The following is a 15,857-nucleotide window of genomic DNA, read 5'->3' on the forward strand; positions in this document are numbered from 1 at the left end:
CATGCCCGAGTTCCTCCAGTACGGCTTCATGCACCGGGCGTTCGCGGCGGGCGTGGTCACCGCGCTGATCTGCCCGGTCATCGGAGTCTTCCTGATCCCGCGCCGCCTCTCCCTCATCGCGGACACGCTGTCCCACGTGGCCCTGGCCGGCGTGGCCCTGGGCCTGGTGCTCGGCATCTCGCCGGTGCTGGGCGCGCTGCTGGTGGCCCTCGCGGGCGCGGTGGGCATGGAGCGGCTGCGCGCGCGGGGCGTGCTGGAGGGTGACGCGGCGCTCGCGGTGTTCCTCTCCGGCGGCTTCGCGGTGGCGGTGGTGCTCATCAGCCTGGCGCGCGGCTTCAACGCCGATCTGTTCGCGATCCTGTTCGGCAGCATCCTCACCGTCACCACCGGCGACGTCTGGCTGATCCTGGCCCTCGGGGCCACGGTTTCCGTGGCCATCGGCGGCTTCTACCGGCAGCTGCTCGCCATCACGCTCAACGAGGACCTGGCCCGGACCAGCGGGGTGCCGGTCGGGGCCCTGAACCTGCTGCTGACCGTGCTCACCGCCCTGACCACGGTGGTGGCGATGCGCATGGTGGGCGTGCTGCTGGTCTCCGCGATGATCGTGATCCCGGCGCTGACCGGCTTCGCGCTCGGCCGGAGCTTCCACGCCGCCACCGCGGTGGCGATCGTGGTGGCGCTGCTCTCGATGACCGGCGGCCTGATCGCGGCCTACTACCTGCGCCTGGCCGCCGGCGGCGCGGTGGTGCTCACCGCCCTGCTCTTCTTCGCGGCCGCCTCCCTCGCCCGCCGCCGGGCGCCGGCCATCGCGCGGGAGGCGCTGCCGTGATCCGCGCCGGCGCGGCCGCGCTGGGTGTGGCCGTCTGGCTCGGCGTCGCCGCCCTCGGCGCCGCGCAGGGGCCCGCCCAGAAGACCGCGCCGGCGGCCGCGAACCCGGAGTGCCCGCGCTGGCGCGACGCCTTCGCCTCGATGCCGTTCCGCATGGTCTCGATCCAGGCGGGCAACCGCACCATCGCGCTGCGGGTGAAGACGGCCGAGACCGGCGAGCGCCAGGCGGCGGGATTTCAGTGCGCCACGCCCGAGGAGATCCGCCGCTACCTGATCCTGTTCGACTTCGGCAAGGAGATCCTCACCCAGTTCCACATGCAGAACGTCCCGGCCGCCCTCGACATCGCCTTCGTCAAGGACGACGGGAAGATCTTCGCCATCTCGAAGATGGACCCGAGCCCCACCGAGCTGTACGGCCCGCTCGGCCCGTTCCGCTATGCCATCGAGGCGCACGCCGGGTTCTTCGCGAGCCAGGGCATCCGTCAGGGTGAGGCGAGGCTGGTGATCCCGCCGGCCCGCTGAGCGCGACCATGCACGGCCGGCACACCCACGGCTCCATGCACAAGCGGCGTCTGGTGGCCGTGTTCGGCCTGACCGCCGGCTTCCTGGTGATCGAGGCCGCGGTCGGGCTCTGGACGGGCAGCCTCTCGCTCCTCGCCGACGCGACCCACATGCTGGTCGACGCGGGCGGCATCCTGCTGAGCCTGCTCGCGGTGTGGTTCGCGGAGCGTCCGGCCACCCCGGCGAAGACCTACGGCTACTACCGCGTCGAGATCCTCGCCGCGCTGGTCAACGGCGTGGTGCTCTGCGTGATGGCCATCGCGATCCTGGTGGCCACCTACGAGCGCATGTGGCAGCCACCGGTGGTGCCGGGCGGCCCGATCCTGGCGGTGGCGGTGCTGGGGCTCGCGGTGAACCTGTCGAGCCTCGCCCTGCTGCACGCGGGCGCGCACGCGAGCCTGAACGTGCGCAGCGCGTACCTGGAGGTGCTGGGCGACGCGCTGAGCTCGGCCATCGTGATCAGCGCCGGGGCGGTCATCCTGCTCACCGGATGGGTGTGGGTCGACCTGGTCGCGGGCGCCCTGATCGCGGTCTTCATCCTGCCCCGCACCTGGGCCCTCCTGCGCCAGGCCGTCAACATCCTGCTCGAGGGAGCCCCCGCCCACCTCGACGTGCGGGAGATCGAGGACGCGATGGCCGCGGCGCCCGCGGTGCGGCGCGTCCACGACCTGCACGTCTGGACGCTGACCTCGGGCCGCGAGGCCATGAGCGCGCACGTCGTCGTCGAGGCCGGCGCGCCCGGCGACAAGATCCTCGAAGCGCTGCACCTCATCCTCCACGCCAGATTCGGCATCGATCACACCACGATCCAGATCGAGACCGAGCCAGCCCCTCTCATCCAGATCACCCCCCGGGCCGGGGCCGGCTGATACTCGGGTAAGCCGCGGCCCACAATGCAGGAGTCTCGACCATGAAGACCGTGCTGATGCTGCTGCTCGCCGCGGTCGGGCTCGGGGTCTCGTCCGGGGCTTCCGCCCAGGACGACCGGGTGACCGTCGAGCTCGCGAACCCGCAGAAGTTCAGCGACTTCAAGACCAGCTGCGTGAACCGGCCCGTGGATGTCACCGCGCTCGCGGCCCAGCTGGAGCGCTCGGTGAAGATCACCGCCGGCCGCTGGCTGCCCGAGGGACAGCGGATGGAGATCACGGTGAGCAACATCGACATGGCGGGGGACATCGAGGTGTGGCGCAACCCGTTCGCCTGCGACCTGCGGACCATGAAGGACATCTACCCGCCGCGCATCGACCTCACCTTCCGGATCCTCGACGCGGAGGGCAAGGAGATCCGCACCGGCACCCGCCGGCTCGTGGACGTCAACTACCTGGACCGCTCGACGCCCTCGGGCATCGACCAGCTGCGCTACGAGAAGGACCTGCTCGCGGACTGGCTGCAGCGCGAGCTGGGCGCGCGGGCCGGCTCGTGATGGGCCGGCGAGCCGAGCGCTGAGGCGGGCCCATGCAGCGCAGCGAGGCGCGCATCCTGACCACCCACGTGGGCAGCCTCCCGCGGGCGCCCGTCCTGCGGGACCTGCTCGTCCAACGGGACCGCGGCGAGCCGGTGGACGCGGCCGCCCTCGACCGCGAGGCCGCCGCCGCGGTCGAGCGTGTGGTGGCAGGCCAGCTCGACGCGGGGATCGACGTCATCAACAACGGCGAGCAGCCGCGCGCCGGCTTCTCGACCTACGTGGCCGGCCGCATGCGCGGCTTCGGCGGCACGAGCCGTCGGCAGCTCGCCCGTGACCTGATCGACTTCCCCGACTACGCCGACATGCTGGCCCGGCGGCGGCGCGACGCCGCCCGCATCGGCGACGCCCCCCAGGCCATCGCGGAGGTGGAGTACGCGGATCTGGGCCCCGCCGCCGCGGAGTGCGACGGCTTCCTGCGCGCGACCGAGGGCCGCGCCGGGCGGTTCGTCGAGCGCTTCATGACCGCCGCGTCGCCGGGCGTGATCGCCACCATCCTGCTCTCCGCGCACTACCGCTCGCACGAGGACTACGTGATGGCGCTGGCCCGCGAGATGCGGAAGGAGTACCGGCTGATCCACGAGCGGGGCCTGCTCTTGCAGGTGGACTGCCCCGACCTGGCCATGGAGCGCGCCCGCTTCTTCCAGCACGACTCGCTCGATCGCTTCGTGCAGATGGTCGACCTGCACGTGCGCGCGATCAACCAGGCCACCGAGGGGATCCCGGCCGATCGTCTCCGGCTCCATCTCTGCTGGGGCAACTACGACGGCCCGCACACCCACGACGTGCCGCTGGAGGCGGTCCTGCCCGTCGTGCTGAAGGCCCGCGTGGGCGCGCTGTCGCTGCCCCTGGCCAACCCGCGACACCAGCACGAGTACCGCGTGCTGAAACAGCACCGGATCCCCGACGGCATGCTGCTGCTGCCCGGCGTGATCGACACGACCACCAACTACGTCGAGCATCCCGAGGTGGTGGCCGATCGCATCCTGGCCGCGGTGGACGCAGTCGGCGACCGCACCCGGGTGATCGCCTCCACCGACTGCGGCTTCGGCACCTTCGCGGGCTCCGAGATGGTCGCCCACTCGGTGGTGTGGGCCAAGCTCGCTGCGCTCAGCGAGGGCGCCGCCCTCGCCAGCCGGCGCCTCTGGTCCTGACCGTCACGCGGTCGGTCGGCCGACCGCGGATCGACCGGCCACGGCCCGGTTGCGCGCGACGAGGCGGGCCCCCATCAGGGCGCCGACATAGATCATCAGCGCGTCGGTGACCGCCGGGGTGTGGACCGGCTGCAGGACCTGGGCCGCCTCCAGGAGCGCGCCCAGGAGGAGGACCAGCCAGAGCCGCGGCCGGGGCCACGCGTGGCGCATGGCCGCGCCCACGAGCGCGCCCAGCCCGACCTTCTTGGCCAGGTCGAAGAGCGCGGATTGCGCGTCGGCACCGTAGTACGAGGTGAACGGCACCCACTCGATGCGCGCGATCCGCGCGGAGAGCGCCGGCGTCGAGGCGACGACCGTGAAGGGCGTCAGCTCCTCGTACACCAGCAGCGCGACCGCGCCCGCGACGAGCCACGCGGGCCCGTGCTCGCGGACGATCCACAGCCGGGCCAGGGCGGGCAGCACGGTGACCCCGAGCAATCCGCCCGCCGTCGCGAGCAGGACGTTGTCGACGTTGGGCGCCCGTCCCACGATCATGAGCTTGCCGCCCTCGAGGGCGATCGCGAGCAGCGTGGTGCCGATCCAGGCGAGGAGACCGGCCGCGCGCATCGGCACCCCGGCGAGCGCGGCCCGCGCGAGCACGGCGGCCGCCGCGTACGCGAGCGCCTTCTCGACCACCAGGTCCGGCCAGAACGCGCGGCCGAGGCTGCCGAGGGGCCGCCACGTGCCGGCCTTCAGGTTCTCCCAGACCGTCGAGACGTCCAGCGTGACCGCAAACGGATAGAGGGCGTCGGCGGCGAGGACCACGACCACCACGAGCAGGCCGGCCAGCGCGGGACGGCGATGGAGCGCGGCGACGAGGCGCGGCCCGGCTGGACGCTCCGCGCCGGCGAGGAGCGCGTGGGTCACCACGGCGGCGCCGATGCTGCCGATCACCTGCGCGACCACGTCGATCAGCGAGGCAGTACGCCCCGGCAGGTAGAGCTGCCCGATCTCGACCGCGGCGGCCAGGGTCGCGTCCAGCGCGACCACCGCGGCGACACGTGTGAGCAGTCCGCGGCCGGCGAGCCCGCTCCAGATCATCAGGATGCCGACCGGGACGCCGAGCAGCACGTTCGAGACCAGGTCGGGCAGCGACACCAGCCGTCGGCCGGCCGCGTCGTGCAGGCGCGGCAGCGGCGAGTCCAGGAGCCGGTCCATCGCGTGCGGATCGTAGGCGAAGTTGAAGGGGAAGAACGAGCCGTAGGCCACGAAGACGACGTAGACTACCAGCAGCGCCACCGGGAGTCGACGAGCGGTCACGGGCTGGCAGCGTAGCGCAGCGAACCGGGAGTCACAAGACGGGAGACACCGACGGATGACGCCGGAGCGATTCGCCCGCGGCATGACGTTCGACGAGTACGTGGGATTCTGCGGCTCGCCCGCGAACCTGGCCCGCCCGGGCTTCGACATCCGCCGGTTCAGCCTGGTCCGCCCGCGGCTGGACTGGAGCGGCTACCTGCGCGAGCGGCACGAGCGGGCGCGGCTCGGCCCCGAGCAGACCGCGGCCATCCGGTGGCTCGCGGCACAGCCGGGCGGGCCCGCGAAGGTGGCGGTCCTCTCCGAGGACTGGTCGTCGGACTGCCGTCGCGACGTGCCCTACCTGGCCCGGCTCGCCGAGGCCGGCGGCCTCGAGCTGCGCATCTTCGCCCGCGACGGCGAGACGATGCTCATGCAGGGGCTGCCCGATCCGGCCGCGGGGGGCAACGCCGACCTCGTGGTGGAGTACGCGAACGAGAAAAACGGCCAGCGATGGGCCTCGGTCCCGGTCGCGGTCTTCTTCACGCGGGACTTCGCGGAGCTGTACCGCTACGTCGAGTACCCCGCGATCTACCGCAAGGAGCGGATCATCGGCCACCTGCGGGCGGCGCGCGCCGGCGAGACCGAGGAGCAGGCGAAGGCGCGCGGCGGACGTGACATCGGGGCCCTGCTCGACTCGCCGTTCTACGACGTGTGGGCGCAGGCCGGCATCGCCGAGATCCTGAGCGCGCTCCACGAGCGCGTGGTGGTGGCGCCCGCGCGCGGCTGAGGGGACGGGCCGGACGCGATCAGGGCGTGGCGCGCCAGGAGTGCCAGAGCCAGATGAGGCCGGCGACGACGACCAGCAGCACGATGTAGGCGGCCCAGCTGTTGGTCCACGACGGGCGCGCCGGCATGATGCGGTCCTGCTCCCACTCCACCGTGTCCCGCCAGGCCAGATCGCCGCGGGCGTAGCGGTGGAAGACCTCGGTGACCCAGGCCAGCGGCAGCGCGCGGTCGCGCGTCCGGAAGCGGCGCTCGAGCGAGCCCTCCTGCAGGTCGAGGCCGAAGCCGGTCTGCACCCCGCCGGTGGCCTGCAGGTAGCTCGAGTCCGAGGTGCCGAGGGTGGCGACCACGTTCCGGCCGCCGTCGAGCGAGGCGAGCACCTTCGCGATGGTGGGGCCGTCCGGCCGCTCGTAGCCGGTATCGTGCGTGCTGAGCAGCAGCTCCACGGCCGACTCCCCTAGTAGGAGCGCGGCAGCCCGAGAACGTGCTCGGCCAGGTAGTTCAGCGCCATCTGCTGCGAGACCGGCGCGATCTTGTAGAGCCGGATCTCCCGCCACAGCCGCTCCACGTAGAACTCCTTGGCGTAGCCGAAGCCGCCGAAGGTCTGCAGCGCGGCGTCGCAGGCGTTGAAGCCCGCCTCGGCCGCGAGCATCTTGGCCGAGTTGGCCTCGCGGCCGCATGGCTTGCCGTTGTCGAAGAGCCACGCCGCCTTCAGGCACATCATCTCGGCCGCGTCGAGCTGGGCCATCGCGTGGGCCAGCGGATGGGCGATCGCCTGATTCTTCCCGATGGGCCGATCGAACACCACCCGCTCCTTGGCGTACTGCACCGCGCGCTCGAGGGCGGCGCGGCCGATGCCCACCGCCTCGATGCCGACCACGATGCGCTCCGGGTTGAGCGAGTCGATCAGGTGGTAGAAGCCCTCGCCCGGCGTGCCGACCACGTCCTCGTCCGGGATCTCCAGGTTGTCGATGAAGATCTCGTTGGAGTCCACCGCGGCCCGGCCCAGCTTGTGGATCTCGCGCACCGTGATCGCGGTGCGATCGAAGTCGGCGAAGAAGAGCGTCATGCCCTTGAGCGGCTTCGCGGGATCGCGGTCGGCGGTGCGGGCCAGGAGCAGGATCTTGGTCGCGTGCTGCGCGTTGGTGGTCCACACCTTGCGCCCGTTGACGACCCAGCGGTCGCCCTTCTTCTCGGCCCGGGTCTGGATGCGCGAGGTATCGGTGCCCGCGTTCGGCTCGGTCACCCCGAAGGCCATGACGATCTCGCCGCTCACGATCTGCGGCAGGTACTTCCGCTTCATGGCCTCGGTGCCGTACTTGATCAACGGCGTGGGCGGGAACACGTAGAAGTGCACCGGCGAGGCGCCCGAGGTGCCGGCTCCCGACGCACAGATCTCGTGGAGCATCAGCGCGGCCTCGGTGACCCCGAGCCCGGCGCCGCCGTAGGCCTCGGGCACCATGATGCCGAGCCAGCCGTTGTCCGCGAAGGCCTTCACGAAGTCGCTCGGGTACTCGGCCCGATCGTCCTTGTCGAGCCAGTAGTCGAGCGAGAAGGTGCGGGCCAGCGCCCCCACTTCCTTGCGGATCAGCTCCTGCGACTCGGTCAGCGCGAAATCCATGAACGGTCCTCCTGATCGGGGCCAAGAATAGCACGGGCCGCCGGGGCTTGCCCGGCGGTGCGGTGGTCGGTATGCTGACGGCCATGGACGAGACCACTCCCGCGATCCAGGATTATCTCGGCGCCATCTACGATCTCGCCGGCACCGACAAGCCGGTGATCGGCGCGCGGCTCGCGCGGCACATGCACGTCTCGGCGCCGTCCATCACCGAGGCGCTGCGCCGCATGCAGAAGGACGGCTACATCCGCGTGGGCGGTCACAAGGAGATCCGGCTCACCAGCAAGGGCCTCGGCATCGCGGAGACGATGGCGCGACGCCACCGGCTGATCGAGCGCTGGCTCACCGACGTCCTCGGCCTCGACTGGTCGCGCGCGCACGACGAGGCGCACCGGCTCGAGCACGCGCTGTCGCCGGTGGTCGAGGAGCGGCTCGCCGAGACGCTCGGCATGCCCAGCACCTGTCCGCACGGCAACCCGATCCCCGGCATGCCCGCGCCGGAAGCGCACAGCCCGATCCCGCTCGGCCAGGCCCCGGCCGGGCATCCCTTCGTGGTCGAGCGCATCACCGAGGAGGCCGAAGCGGACCGGCAGCTGCTGCGCTTCCTGTGGGAGAGCGGGATCCGCCCGGGCAGCCGCATCGTGGTCAGCGAGGTCGCGCCGTACGCCGGCACCGTGTCCATCCTGCTGGAAGGCCGCACCATCACCATGGGGCTCAGCGCCGCGAACAAGATCTGGGTGTACGACCCGCAGGAGCCGTCCGAGCGGCCCAAGAGCGCGCGCCGCCGCTCCGCGAAGCCGTCCGCCTGAGCATGGGGGTCAAGGCGCTCTACGCGCTGCAGAACGGCTTCCTGGGCTTCGAGCGCGCCGGTCTCTTCTACGGCGACCGCTCGGCGGAGCGCGTGGCGATCCCGATCACGTGCTATCTGGTCCGCACCGACGACGCGACGATTCTCTTCGATACCGGCATCTCGCCGCGGGCGGTGCCGGGGCTGCTCCGGCAAGACTCGCTCTGCCGATTCGGCGACGAGGACCTGCTGGTGCATCGCCTGGACTCGATCGGGCTCGAGCCGGCGGACATCGATCTGGTGGTGCTGAGCCATCTCCACTTCGACCACGCGGGCGGCGCCGCCCTGTTCGACACCTCGGAGCTGATCGTGCAGCAGGACGAGTACGCCTACGGGCAGTACCCGCCCGCGTTCTTCGCCTCGTACTACTACCGCAAGAACTTCGACCTGCCCGGCTATCGCTGGCGCCTGCTCGACGGCGACACCGTGCTCGCCCCGGGGGTGACCGCGCTGCGCAGCGACGGCCACACCCCGGGCCACCAGTCCCTGCTGGTCGAGCTGCCCGGCACCGGCCCGGTCATCCTGGCCGGCGATTCCTGCTACTGGCAGCGGTCCATCGACGAGGAGATCCCGCCCGGCGTCGTGTGGGACCCGACCCGGGCCGTGCACACCATCAAGCGGCTCAAGACGCTCGCGCGGCTGACCGGCGGGCGCATCTTCCCGAGCCACGACCCCGCGTTCTGGGAGCGGGCGATCAAGGCGCCGGACGCATATCGATAGGAGGACGCCATGGGAGTGCTGGACGGAATCAAGGTGCTGGAGATGGCGCGGGTGCCCCCCGCCGAGATGCCCGGCATGTTCCTCGCCGACATGGGCGCCGACGTGCTCAAGATCGAGACGCCGCCCGACGAGCCGGAGGACGCCACCGCCCGACGGCGCGCCGCGTTCGCGTACGTGAACCGCAACAAGCGCTCGCTCGCGCTGAACATGAAGGCGCCCGAGGGCCAGGCCATCTTCCGGAAGCTGGCCGCCGCCGCCGACGTGATCGTCGAGGGCTTCCGGCCCGGCGTCATGAAGCGCCTGGGCGGCGACTACGAGACGCTGTCGGCCGCGAACCCGCGCCTGGTCTACTGCTCGCTCTCCGGATTCGGCCACAACGGGCCCTACCGCGACTATCCGGCGCACGACGGCAACTACCTGTCGCTGGCCGGCGTGCTGAACCTCATCGGGGAGCCGGACCGCAAGCCGATCTTCCCGCTCAACCTGGTGGCCGACTACGGCGGGGCCAGCATGCACGGCGCGCTCGGCATCATGATGGCGCTGTTCGCCCGCGAGCGGACCGGCCGCGGCCAGCACGTGGACGTGTCCTACCTCGACACCTCGCTGGCCCTGCTCGCCGCCACGCCGAACATGCGCTTCTTCTGGAGCGACGGCATGGCCCCGAAGCGCGGCGAGGGTTTCCTGGGCGGCTCGTATCCGTACTACGCGGTCTACGAAACCCGGGACCGCAAGTACCTCACCATCGGCTGCACCGAGCCGTGGCTCTGGGAGAACTTCTGCAAGGCGATCAACCGGCCCGACTTCGTGAAGTTCGCGCGCCGGCCCGACCAGTTCGTGCGGGCGGCCAACGCGGAAGAGGTGGCCTGCCGGGAGGAGATCGAGGCTCTCATCCGGACCCGCACCCGCGACGAGTGGTACGACTTCCTGGTCAAGGCCGACGTGTGCGTGGGGAAGGTCTACGAGCCCGAGGAGGTCGTGGCCGATCCGCAGGTGCAGGCCCGCGACATGGTCGTGGAGATGCGCCACCCGGTGCACGGGACGGTGACGCAGTTCGGCCAGCCCATCAAGCTCTCGGAGACCCCGGGGACGATCCGCAGCGTCGCCCCCTACTCGGGCGAGCACACCGATCAGGTGCTGGGCGAGCTGGGCCTGCGCGAGGCGGACATCCGGAGCCTGCGCGAGAAGAAGATAGTCGCCTAGTCGCTAGCGGGAGGCGGTGGGCCGGCAGCCGCTCGCGAGCATCCGCCGGGCCGTGGTCGAGGCGAGGTGCCCGTACTCGCGGTAGCTGATGAGCCGGATGCCCTCGGCCGCGATGGCCGCCTTGACCTTGGCGTCGCAGAGCGACTGTAGCTCGACCTCGCGCTCGCGGTTGTACTGCGCGTCCCGCCGCGCCTCCATCCGCCCGGGATGGCAGGAGATCTCCGAGACCCCCGGCCCCAGCGACTTCAGGATCGTCAGCAGGTAGTCCGTGCTGATCTTGGTCACGTCGGTGCGGCCGAACTCCGGCTGGCCCCAGAAGCGGCCCACGAAGAAGACCTCGGAGAATCCGCGCACCGGGCAGTGGTAGCGCGCCCCCGCTTCCAGGAACTGCCACGCGACGTTGAAGAGCCGGTGCGCGTGGTGGTGCGAGTCGATGTGGGTGGGCGGGCCACCGGTGAGCCGGACGAATGCCTCGAGCTGCCGGTCCAGCTCCCCCTGGACCGCGCGCGGCTCCTGCATGTTGACGAGCCAGTGCCCGCGCTCGTCGAACGCCACGTGGAGGCCCAGGCTCACGTCGGCCCGGCGCCGCACCTGCCGCACCGCCTCGACCGCGTGCGGGCCGTCCACGAGCAGGCTTGCGCTCGTCACGATGCCGCGGTCGAACGCCTCGAAGATGCCGCGGTCGATCTCCTCGGACATGCCGAGGTCGTCGGCGTTGACGATGGCGAGCCGCTGGTGCCCGTCGCCGTCATGCGTGGACATCGAGGTGTACGGGTCCTCGGGGCTGGGCGACGCGATGGCCGGAGCGGCCGGCGCGGCCAGCCACCCGCCCGCGGCGGCGAGTCCCGATCTCAGAAAGAGTCGTCTCGTAAGGCTCATTCGATCCTCCCGGCGACCTGCATCTATAGCATAACCCGCGCGCCTGCGTCCGGGTTGCCGGGTCGAGGGGGTGTTGCGGGCAGAAATGGTAAGATCCTCTGTCATGCGCCCACCCGATTCCTTCGTCGACCTCCTCTCCACCCGCGCCCGCATCGGCTGGGGCGCCCCGGCGCCGGCGCGCCCGGTCCAGAACGCGCTCTTCGAATTCGGCGGCGGCTTCCCCGACCCCGCCTCGTTCCCCTACGACGGGCTCGTGGAGGCCACCGCCCGCATGATGAAGGCGGAAGGGGCCGAGGCCCTCACCTACGGCGAGCCCCAGGGCTACCGCGGCCTGCGCGAGCTGGTCTGCCACAAGTACGGCCTCTTCGAGGGCCTGAAGGTCGGCCCCGAGAACATCATCATCTCGAACGGCTCGGGGCACGCGTTGTCCCTGGCCTTCAGCGCGTTCGTGGACGTGGGCGACGTGATCCTCTCGGAGGCCCCCACGTTCTCGGGGACGCTGCAGACCATCCGGCGCCACGGGCCGGAGGTGCTGGACGTGCCGGTGGACGCCGACGGGCTGGTGGTCGAGGTCGCCCGCGAGCATCTGGCCCGGCTCCGCGGCCAGGGCCGCCGCTGCAAGCTCATCTACACCATCGTGAACTTCCAGAATCCGTCGGGGCCGAGCCTCTCCCTGCGGCGGCGGCGCGAGCTGGTCGATCTGGCCCACGAGTACGACACGCTGATCCTGGAGGACGACGCCTACGGCGAGCTGCGCTTCGACGGCGAGCATCTGCCCTCGCTCTATTCCCTCGACGGCGGCGGGCGGGTGGTCCGGGCGGGCACCGTCTCCAAGATCCTCGGCGCGGGCTTTCGGCTCGGCTGGCTCTGCGCGCCCCGGGAGATGCTCCCCGCGTTCCAGGGCTTCCTCTTCGGGGGCGGGGTGAACCCGTTCGCCTCGCGGGTCGCCACCTATTTCCTGCGCGACCATCTCGCCCCGCACGTGGCCCGGCTGGTCGAGGTGTACCGCGCCAAGCGCGACGCGATGCTGCGCGGTCTCCACGAAGTGCTCGGGTCCACCGACGCGGAGATCAGCCGGCCGGAGGGCGGCTTCTTCATCTGGATCAAGCTGCCGACCGGCACCGACACCACGAAGCTCTACGACAACGCGGTGAAGGCGCGCGTGCAGTACACCGCCGGCCCCTCGTTCTTCCCCAACGGCGGCGGCGAGCGCTTCATCCGCCTCGCCTTCAGCTTCGAGCCGCCCGCGCGCTGCTACGAAGGCGCCCGATTGATCGCCCAGGCCATCCTCGACGCCCGGGCCTGAGATGGCCCGCCACCGCATCCTCGTGGTGGACGACGAGGAGAACCTGCGCGACGTGCTGGTGGAGGTGCTCAAGCGGGACGGCCACGAGGTGCAGAGCGCCGGCGACGGCATCGAGGGCCTGCGCCTCACCCGGGACAGCCGCTACGACCTCGTGATCACCGATCTCCGGATGCCGGGCCTCGAGGGTCCCGCGCTGTACGAGGCGCTGCGGCAGCAGTACCCGGACGATCCGCCGCGGGTCATCTTCATGAGCGCCAACACCGGCCTCGAGGAGTACGCGCGCTTCCTCGCCGACACCGGCGAGCCCGCCCTCGAGAAGCCGTTCAACCTGGCCGACATGCGCCAGGTCGTGCAGCAGGTCCTCGCCCGGAAGCCGCGCGCGTAACCGCCGACCGTCGGCGGCCCTTCGCGGTTGACGGGAGCGCCGCGCGCTGCTAGCGTTCCCGCGTGGCAACCCCCAGCCCCGCCCTGCTCGACCCTGGTCGCTCCACCCCCGACGTCGCCGAGCAGCGAGCCCGTACGCGCGCCATCGTGGCGCCGCACTCCGGCGAGCGGGGTCTCGACATCGGCTGCGGCTTCGGCCTGCTCGCCTGCGAGCTGGCGCGCGACGTCGGTCCCAGCGGGCGCATCGTGGGCATCGACGCCGCGCCCGAGATGATCGCGGCGTGCGAGGAGCGCGCGCGGCACGACGCGGTCACCGGGCGCACCGAGTTCCGGCGGACCGACGGCGAGGTGCTGCCGTTTCCCGCCGGCACCTTCGACTTCATCACCGCCATGCAGGTCTACGAGTACATGGCCGACGTCGATCGGGGGCTCGCCGAGGCGCATCGGGTGCTGAAGGCCCGCGGGCGGCTGGCCGTGCTCGACACCGACTGGGAGTCGTGCGTCTGGCAGTCGGGCGATCGCGAGCGGACCGCGCGGGTGCTCCGGGCGTGGGAGCAGCGCTTCGCGCATCCTCACCTGCCCGCCCGCCTGCCCGAGCTACTCCGCCGCGCCGGCTTCACCGTCAAGAGCGTCACGCTGATCCCGGTGGTCAACGTCGAGCTGAGCGAGCACAGCTACAGCCCGGGCATGATCGACGTGGTCGCGCGCTTCGTGGCCAACCGCGGCGGCATCACCGAGGAGGAGGCCGCGCGCTGGGCCGAGGACGTGCGCGCCCAGGCCGCGCGCGGCGAGTACTTCTTCAGCCTCTCGCGCTACCTGTTCCTGGCCGAGCGGGCGCGGCCCGCCTCGGCCCACGCCTAGTCCGTGGCCCCGGCGGTGCGGCTCGAGGTCGAGGTGGTGCAGGAGGACGGCGGCCTGTTCCGGGCCACCGCAGTGCCCTATCCGGACGTGAGCGTGACCGGCCGCACCGAGAAGGAGGCCCTCGGCCTGCTCCTCGAGGCGGTCGCCCGATATCTCAAGAGCCGGCCCGAGCCGGCCTGACCTACCAGGGCGCCTCGCGCCCCTCGCGGGTGATGAAGAACCCGCCGTTGTGCCGCGCGGTAAGCCCGTCGATCACCCGGATCATCGCGGCCACCGACTGCGCGGGCGTCACCGGCGCCTCGGGGCCGCCCATGTCGGTGCTCACCCATCCGGGGTCGAGCAGCACCGTGGTGATCCGATGCCGGCGCGCCTCGGCGGCGAGCGAGTGCATCAGCGTGTTGAGCGCGGCCTTGCTGGCCGCGTAATCGTACGGAACGCCGGTGTTCTCCGAGACCGAGCCGTACTCGGTACCCGCTCCCCCGCTCCAGGTAGCGGCGCGTGAACTCCGGGCCCAGACCCCGGCTGGCGCCGGTGATCAGGATGCGGAGGGCGGAGCGATCGGGACCGCGGCCGGCCGGCGCCGGCCGGAGGGCGGCTCACGGCCGTCTGCGGGCGGGAGGCTGTCCCTGCGTGGGCATCGCCTCGGCGGTGGGCGCGGCGTGGATCACGCGGCCCGTCGATCCCTGGGTCGGCATGCGCTCGTCGGATGCCGTCGCGGTCGCCGGGCTCGGGGCCGGCGCGGCGACCGCAGCCGGCGCGGGCGAAGGATTCACCACTGGCGGTGGGACGGGCGCGGGCGGCGGCGTTGGCTTGGCCACGACCTCCGGCTTCGGTGCCGGGGGCGGTGTGGGTTTCGCCACGGCCTCCGGCTTCGGCGCCGTCGGCGGAGTGGGCTTGGCGACCGATGGCGGTCGAGACGACGGCGCCGGCTCGCCGGCCGGCCCGGGACGCGGCCCGCCCTGAGCCGGCGTGGCGGTCGGAGCCGAGCGCAAGCTACGGCTCGTCGCCGGTGGCAAGTCGGCGGGCCGCGTGGAGACCGCGGGTGCCGGCCGTGGCTTGGCCGCCGAGGCACCGGGCGGCGCCGGAGAGGCCGACGGCGCCGAGGGCGTGGGCGGAGCCCCGGGCGACCCCGTGGAGAACCGGAAGGACTCGGGCCGCCGGATCGGGGGCATCCCGTACTGCTGCACGTAGAGGCCGGCGCCGACGATCACGACGAGCGCGGTGGCCGCGATCATCACCGAGCGCCGGGTCTGCCGCTGCCGGGCGCGGGCTCGCGCGGTGGCCTGCTCGCGGAGCCGATCCAGCTCGACGCGGCATTCGTCGCAGCCGCCGACGTGGCGCTCGAGGAGCGCCCACTCGGTGAGCGGGATCTCGCCGGCCACCATGTACGGGAACGCGCGGCGCGCGTCCTGGCAGACCATCTGACTCTGGATCGGGCCCCGCTGCATTGGCCCCATCTTCCACGCCGGGCGGGACGCTGTAAAGCCCCGGGTGCTAGCATGTGGCCGATGCTGCCTCCGGGAGACGGTAATCCGTTCCTGCGCGAGACGGTGGGCGGCATGCTCGCCCGCATGGCCGAGCGCGTCCCCGACCGCGAGGCGATCGTGGCCACCGATCGCCGCATCAGCTATCGCCAGCTCCACGACGCCGCGCAGCGCATGGCCCGCGGGCTGCTGGCGCTGGGCGTCAAGAAGAACGACAAGATCGCGCTCTGGCTGCCGAGCCGGCCGGAGTGGCTCTTCGCGCAGGCGGGCTGTGCGCTGATCGGCGCGGTGGTCGTCGCGCTGAACACGCGCTACAAGGCCCACGAGCTGCGCTACCTCCTGCGGCAGTCCGACGCGACCACCGTGATCTGCACGGACCACTCCGGTCCGGTGGACTTCCTGGAGACGCTCGGCGAGGTGCTGCCCGCGCTGCGGGAGGCGATCCCGGGCGAGCTCGCGATCGGCGAGTTCCCGATGCTGCGGCACGTGATC

The 15,857-nt window shown here is 71.9% G+C and carries 19 protein-coding genes and 1 pseudogene; 14 read left to right on the plus strand and 6 right to left on the minus strand.

Features of this window, described 5'->3' with window-relative positions; genetic code table 11:
- Window position 1: 1 nt before the first annotated feature.
- Genes VKN16_14880 through VKN16_14900 form a run of 5 tightly spaced genes read left to right on the plus strand, consistent with a single transcriptional unit; the run spans window position 2 to window position 4,005 of the window.
- Window positions 2-829, plus strand: a complete 828-nt coding sequence (locus VKN16_14880; protein HME95490.1) for a metal ABC transporter permease — start codon at window positions 2-4, stop codon at window positions 827-829.
- Window positions 826-1,350, plus strand: a complete 525-nt coding sequence (locus tag VKN16_14885; GenBank protein ID HME95491.1) for a DUF192 domain-containing protein — start codon at window positions 826-828, stop codon at window positions 1,348-1,350. Before VKN16_14880 ends, VKN16_14885 begins: the two co-directional genes overlap by 4 nt.
- A gap of 8 nt (window positions 1,351-1,358) precedes the next feature.
- Complete coding sequence (locus tag VKN16_14890) at window positions 1,359-2,258, plus strand: cation diffusion facilitator family transporter (GenBank protein ID HME95492.1); 900 nt, start codon at window positions 1,359-1,361, stop codon at window positions 2,256-2,258.
- 41 nt (window positions 2,259-2,299) lie between these two features.
- Window positions 2,300-2,812, plus strand: coding sequence for a DUF3016 domain-containing protein (locus VKN16_14895; protein ID HME95493.1), 513 nt, complete (start codon window positions 2,300-2,302; stop codon window positions 2,810-2,812).
- Window positions 2,813-2,844: 32 nt separating this feature from the next.
- Window positions 2,845-4,005: a methionine synthase gene (locus VKN16_14900; GenBank protein ID HME95494.1), complete on the plus strand. Its 1,161-nt coding sequence runs from the start codon at window positions 2,845-2,847 to the stop codon at window positions 4,003-4,005.
- 3 nt (window positions 4,006-4,008) lie between these two features.
- Here the strand turns inward: VKN16_14900 and VKN16_14905 are convergent, their stop codons facing one another.
- Complete coding sequence (locus tag VKN16_14905) at window positions 4,009-5,304, minus strand: VanZ family protein (GenBank protein ID HME95495.1); 1,296 nt, start codon at window positions 5,302-5,304, stop codon at window positions 4,009-4,011.
- A 55-nt stretch (window positions 5,305-5,359) separates the two neighbouring features.
- On the opposite strand from VKN16_14905, the gene VKN16_14910 reads away from it, so the two are divergent.
- The gene (locus tag VKN16_14910; protein ID HME95496.1) at window positions 5,360-6,070 is read left to right on the plus strand and encodes a thioredoxin family protein; all 711 of its coding nucleotides are present in this window, start codon (window positions 5,360-5,362) and stop codon (window positions 6,068-6,070) included.
- Window positions 6,071-6,089: 19 nt separating this feature from the next.
- Here VKN16_14910 and VKN16_14915 read toward each other — a convergent pair whose 3' ends face one another.
- Both VKN16_14915 and VKN16_14920 read right to left on the minus strand, forming a co-directional pair.
- Window positions 6,090-6,512 carry a hypothetical protein gene (locus tag VKN16_14915; protein HME95497.1) on the minus strand — a complete coding sequence of 141 codons (423 nt, stop codon included), beginning with the start codon at window positions 6,510-6,512 and terminating at the stop codon, window positions 6,090-6,092.
- 11 nt (window positions 6,513-6,523) lie between these two features.
- The gene (locus VKN16_14920) at window positions 6,524-7,687 is read right to left on the minus strand and encodes an acyl-CoA dehydrogenase family protein (GenBank protein ID HME95498.1); all 1,164 of its coding nucleotides are present in this window, start codon (window positions 7,685-7,687) and stop codon (window positions 6,524-6,526) included.
- 83 nt (window positions 7,688-7,770) lie between these two features.
- Between VKN16_14920 and VKN16_14925 the strand changes: the two genes are divergently transcribed.
- The 3 genes from VKN16_14925 to VKN16_14935 are packed head-to-tail and all read left to right on the plus strand — an operon-like array spanning window position 7,771 to window position 10,451.
- Window positions 7,771-8,493: a metal-dependent transcriptional regulator gene (locus tag VKN16_14925; protein ID HME95499.1), complete on the plus strand. Its 723-nt coding sequence runs from the start codon at window positions 7,771-7,773 to the stop codon at window positions 8,491-8,493.
- Between the two features lie 2 nt (window positions 8,494-8,495).
- The gene (locus VKN16_14930; protein ID HME95500.1) at window positions 8,496-9,251 is read left to right on the plus strand and encodes an N-acyl homoserine lactonase family protein; all 756 of its coding nucleotides are present in this window, start codon (window positions 8,496-8,498) and stop codon (window positions 9,249-9,251) included.
- Between the two features lie 9 nt (window positions 9,252-9,260).
- Window positions 9,261-10,451: a CaiB/BaiF CoA-transferase family protein gene (locus VKN16_14935; protein ID HME95501.1), complete on the plus strand. Its 1,191-nt coding sequence runs from the start codon at window positions 9,261-9,263 to the stop codon at window positions 10,449-10,451.
- Between the two features lie 3 nt (window positions 10,452-10,454).
- Here VKN16_14935 and VKN16_14940 read toward each other — a convergent pair whose 3' ends face one another.
- Window positions 10,455-11,330 (minus strand): ChbG/HpnK family deacetylase, encoded by an 876-nt coding sequence (locus VKN16_14940; protein ID HME95502.1) that lies wholly within the window; start codon window positions 11,328-11,330, stop codon window positions 10,455-10,457.
- A gap of 103 nt (window positions 11,331-11,433) precedes the next feature.
- Here VKN16_14940 and VKN16_14945 point away from each other — a divergent pair, with 103 nt between their 5' ends.
- From VKN16_14945 to VKN16_14960, 4 genes are all read left to right on the plus strand, one after another.
- The gene (locus VKN16_14945) at window positions 11,434-12,636 is read left to right on the plus strand and encodes a PLP-dependent aminotransferase family protein (protein ID HME95503.1); all 1,203 of its coding nucleotides are present in this window, start codon (window positions 11,434-11,436) and stop codon (window positions 12,634-12,636) included.
- A gap of 1 nt (window position 12,637) precedes the next feature.
- Window positions 12,638-13,021: a response regulator gene (locus VKN16_14950; GenBank protein ID HME95504.1), complete on the plus strand. Its 384-nt coding sequence runs from the start codon at window positions 12,638-12,640 to the stop codon at window positions 13,019-13,021.
- A gap of 62 nt (window positions 13,022-13,083) precedes the next feature.
- A complete protein-coding gene (locus tag VKN16_14955) occupies window positions 13,084-13,881 on the plus strand; it encodes a methyltransferase domain-containing protein (protein HME95505.1) in 798 nt (265 codons plus the stop codon).
- 3 nt (window positions 13,882-13,884) lie between these two features.
- Entirely contained in the window at window positions 13,885-14,061 is a 177-nt protein-coding gene (locus tag VKN16_14960) for a hypothetical protein (GenBank protein ID HME95506.1), read from the plus strand.
- Window position 14,062: 1 nt separating this feature from the next.
- On the opposite strand, the pseudogene VKN16_14965 reads toward VKN16_14960, so the two are convergent.
- Both VKN16_14965 and VKN16_14970 read right to left on the minus strand, forming a co-directional pair.
- A pseudogene (locus VKN16_14965) lies at window positions 14,063-14,296 on the minus strand (SDR family oxidoreductase).
- A gap of 181 nt (window positions 14,297-14,477) precedes the next feature.
- Entirely contained in the window at window positions 14,478-15,329 is an 852-nt protein-coding gene (locus tag VKN16_14970; protein HME95507.1) for a hypothetical protein, read from the minus strand.
- 60 nt (window positions 15,330-15,389) lie between these two features.
- On the opposite strand from VKN16_14970, the gene VKN16_14975 reads away from it, so the two are divergent.
- Window positions 15,390-15,857 (plus strand): AMP-binding protein (locus tag VKN16_14975; protein HME95508.1); only part of this gene is annotated, 468 nt, incomplete at its 3' end.

The sequence above is a fragment of the Candidatus Methylomirabilota bacterium genome (genome assembly GCA_035315345.1).
Classification (GTDB): domain Bacteria; phylum Methylomirabilota; class Methylomirabilia; order Rokubacteriales; family CSP1-6; genus CAMLFJ01.

Bases quoted from the DNA above. Each gene is read 5' to 3' on its own strand.
- VKN16_14940 (HME95502.1), bottom strand. From the start codon at position 11,330: ATGAGCCTTACGAGACGACTCTTTCTGAGATCGGGACTCGCCGCCGCG.
- VKN16_14950 (HME95504.1), top strand. From the start codon at position 12,638: ATGGCCCGCCACCGCATCCTCGTGGTGGACGACGAGGAGAACCTGCGC.
- VKN16_14890 (HME95492.1), top strand. From the start codon at position 1,359: ATGCACGGCCGGCACACCCACGGCTCCATGCACAAGCGGCGTCTGGTG.
- VKN16_14970 (HME95507.1), bottom strand. From the start codon at position 15,329: ATGCAGCGGGGCCCGATCCAGAGTCAGATGGTCTGCCAGGACGCGCGC.
- VKN16_14935 (HME95501.1), top strand. From the start codon at position 9,261: ATGGGAGTGCTGGACGGAATCAAGGTGCTGGAGATGGCGCGGGTGCCC.
- VKN16_14895 (HME95493.1), top strand. From the start codon at position 2,300: ATGAAGACCGTGCTGATGCTGCTGCTCGCCGCGGTCGGGCTCGGGGTC.
- VKN16_14925 (HME95499.1), top strand. From the start codon at position 7,771: ATGGACGAGACCACTCCCGCGATCCAGGATTATCTCGGCGCCATCTAC.
- VKN16_14910 (HME95496.1), top strand. From the start codon at position 5,360: ATGACGCCGGAGCGATTCGCCCGCGGCATGACGTTCGACGAGTACGTG.
- VKN16_14900 (HME95494.1), top strand. From the start codon at position 2,845: ATGCAGCGCAGCGAGGCGCGCATCCTGACCACCCACGTGGGCAGCCTC.
- VKN16_14920 (HME95498.1), bottom strand. From the start codon at position 7,687: ATGGATTTCGCGCTGACCGAGTCGCAGGAGCTGATCCGCAAGGAAGTG.
- VKN16_14930 (HME95500.1), top strand. From the start codon at position 8,496: ATGGGGGTCAAGGCGCTCTACGCGCTGCAGAACGGCTTCCTGGGCTTC.
- VKN16_14880 (HME95490.1), top strand. From the start codon at position 2: ATGCCCGAGTTCCTCCAGTACGGCTTCATGCACCGGGCGTTCGCGGCG.
- VKN16_14945 (HME95503.1), top strand. From the start codon at position 11,434: ATGCGCCCACCCGATTCCTTCGTCGACCTCCTCTCCACCCGCGCCCGC.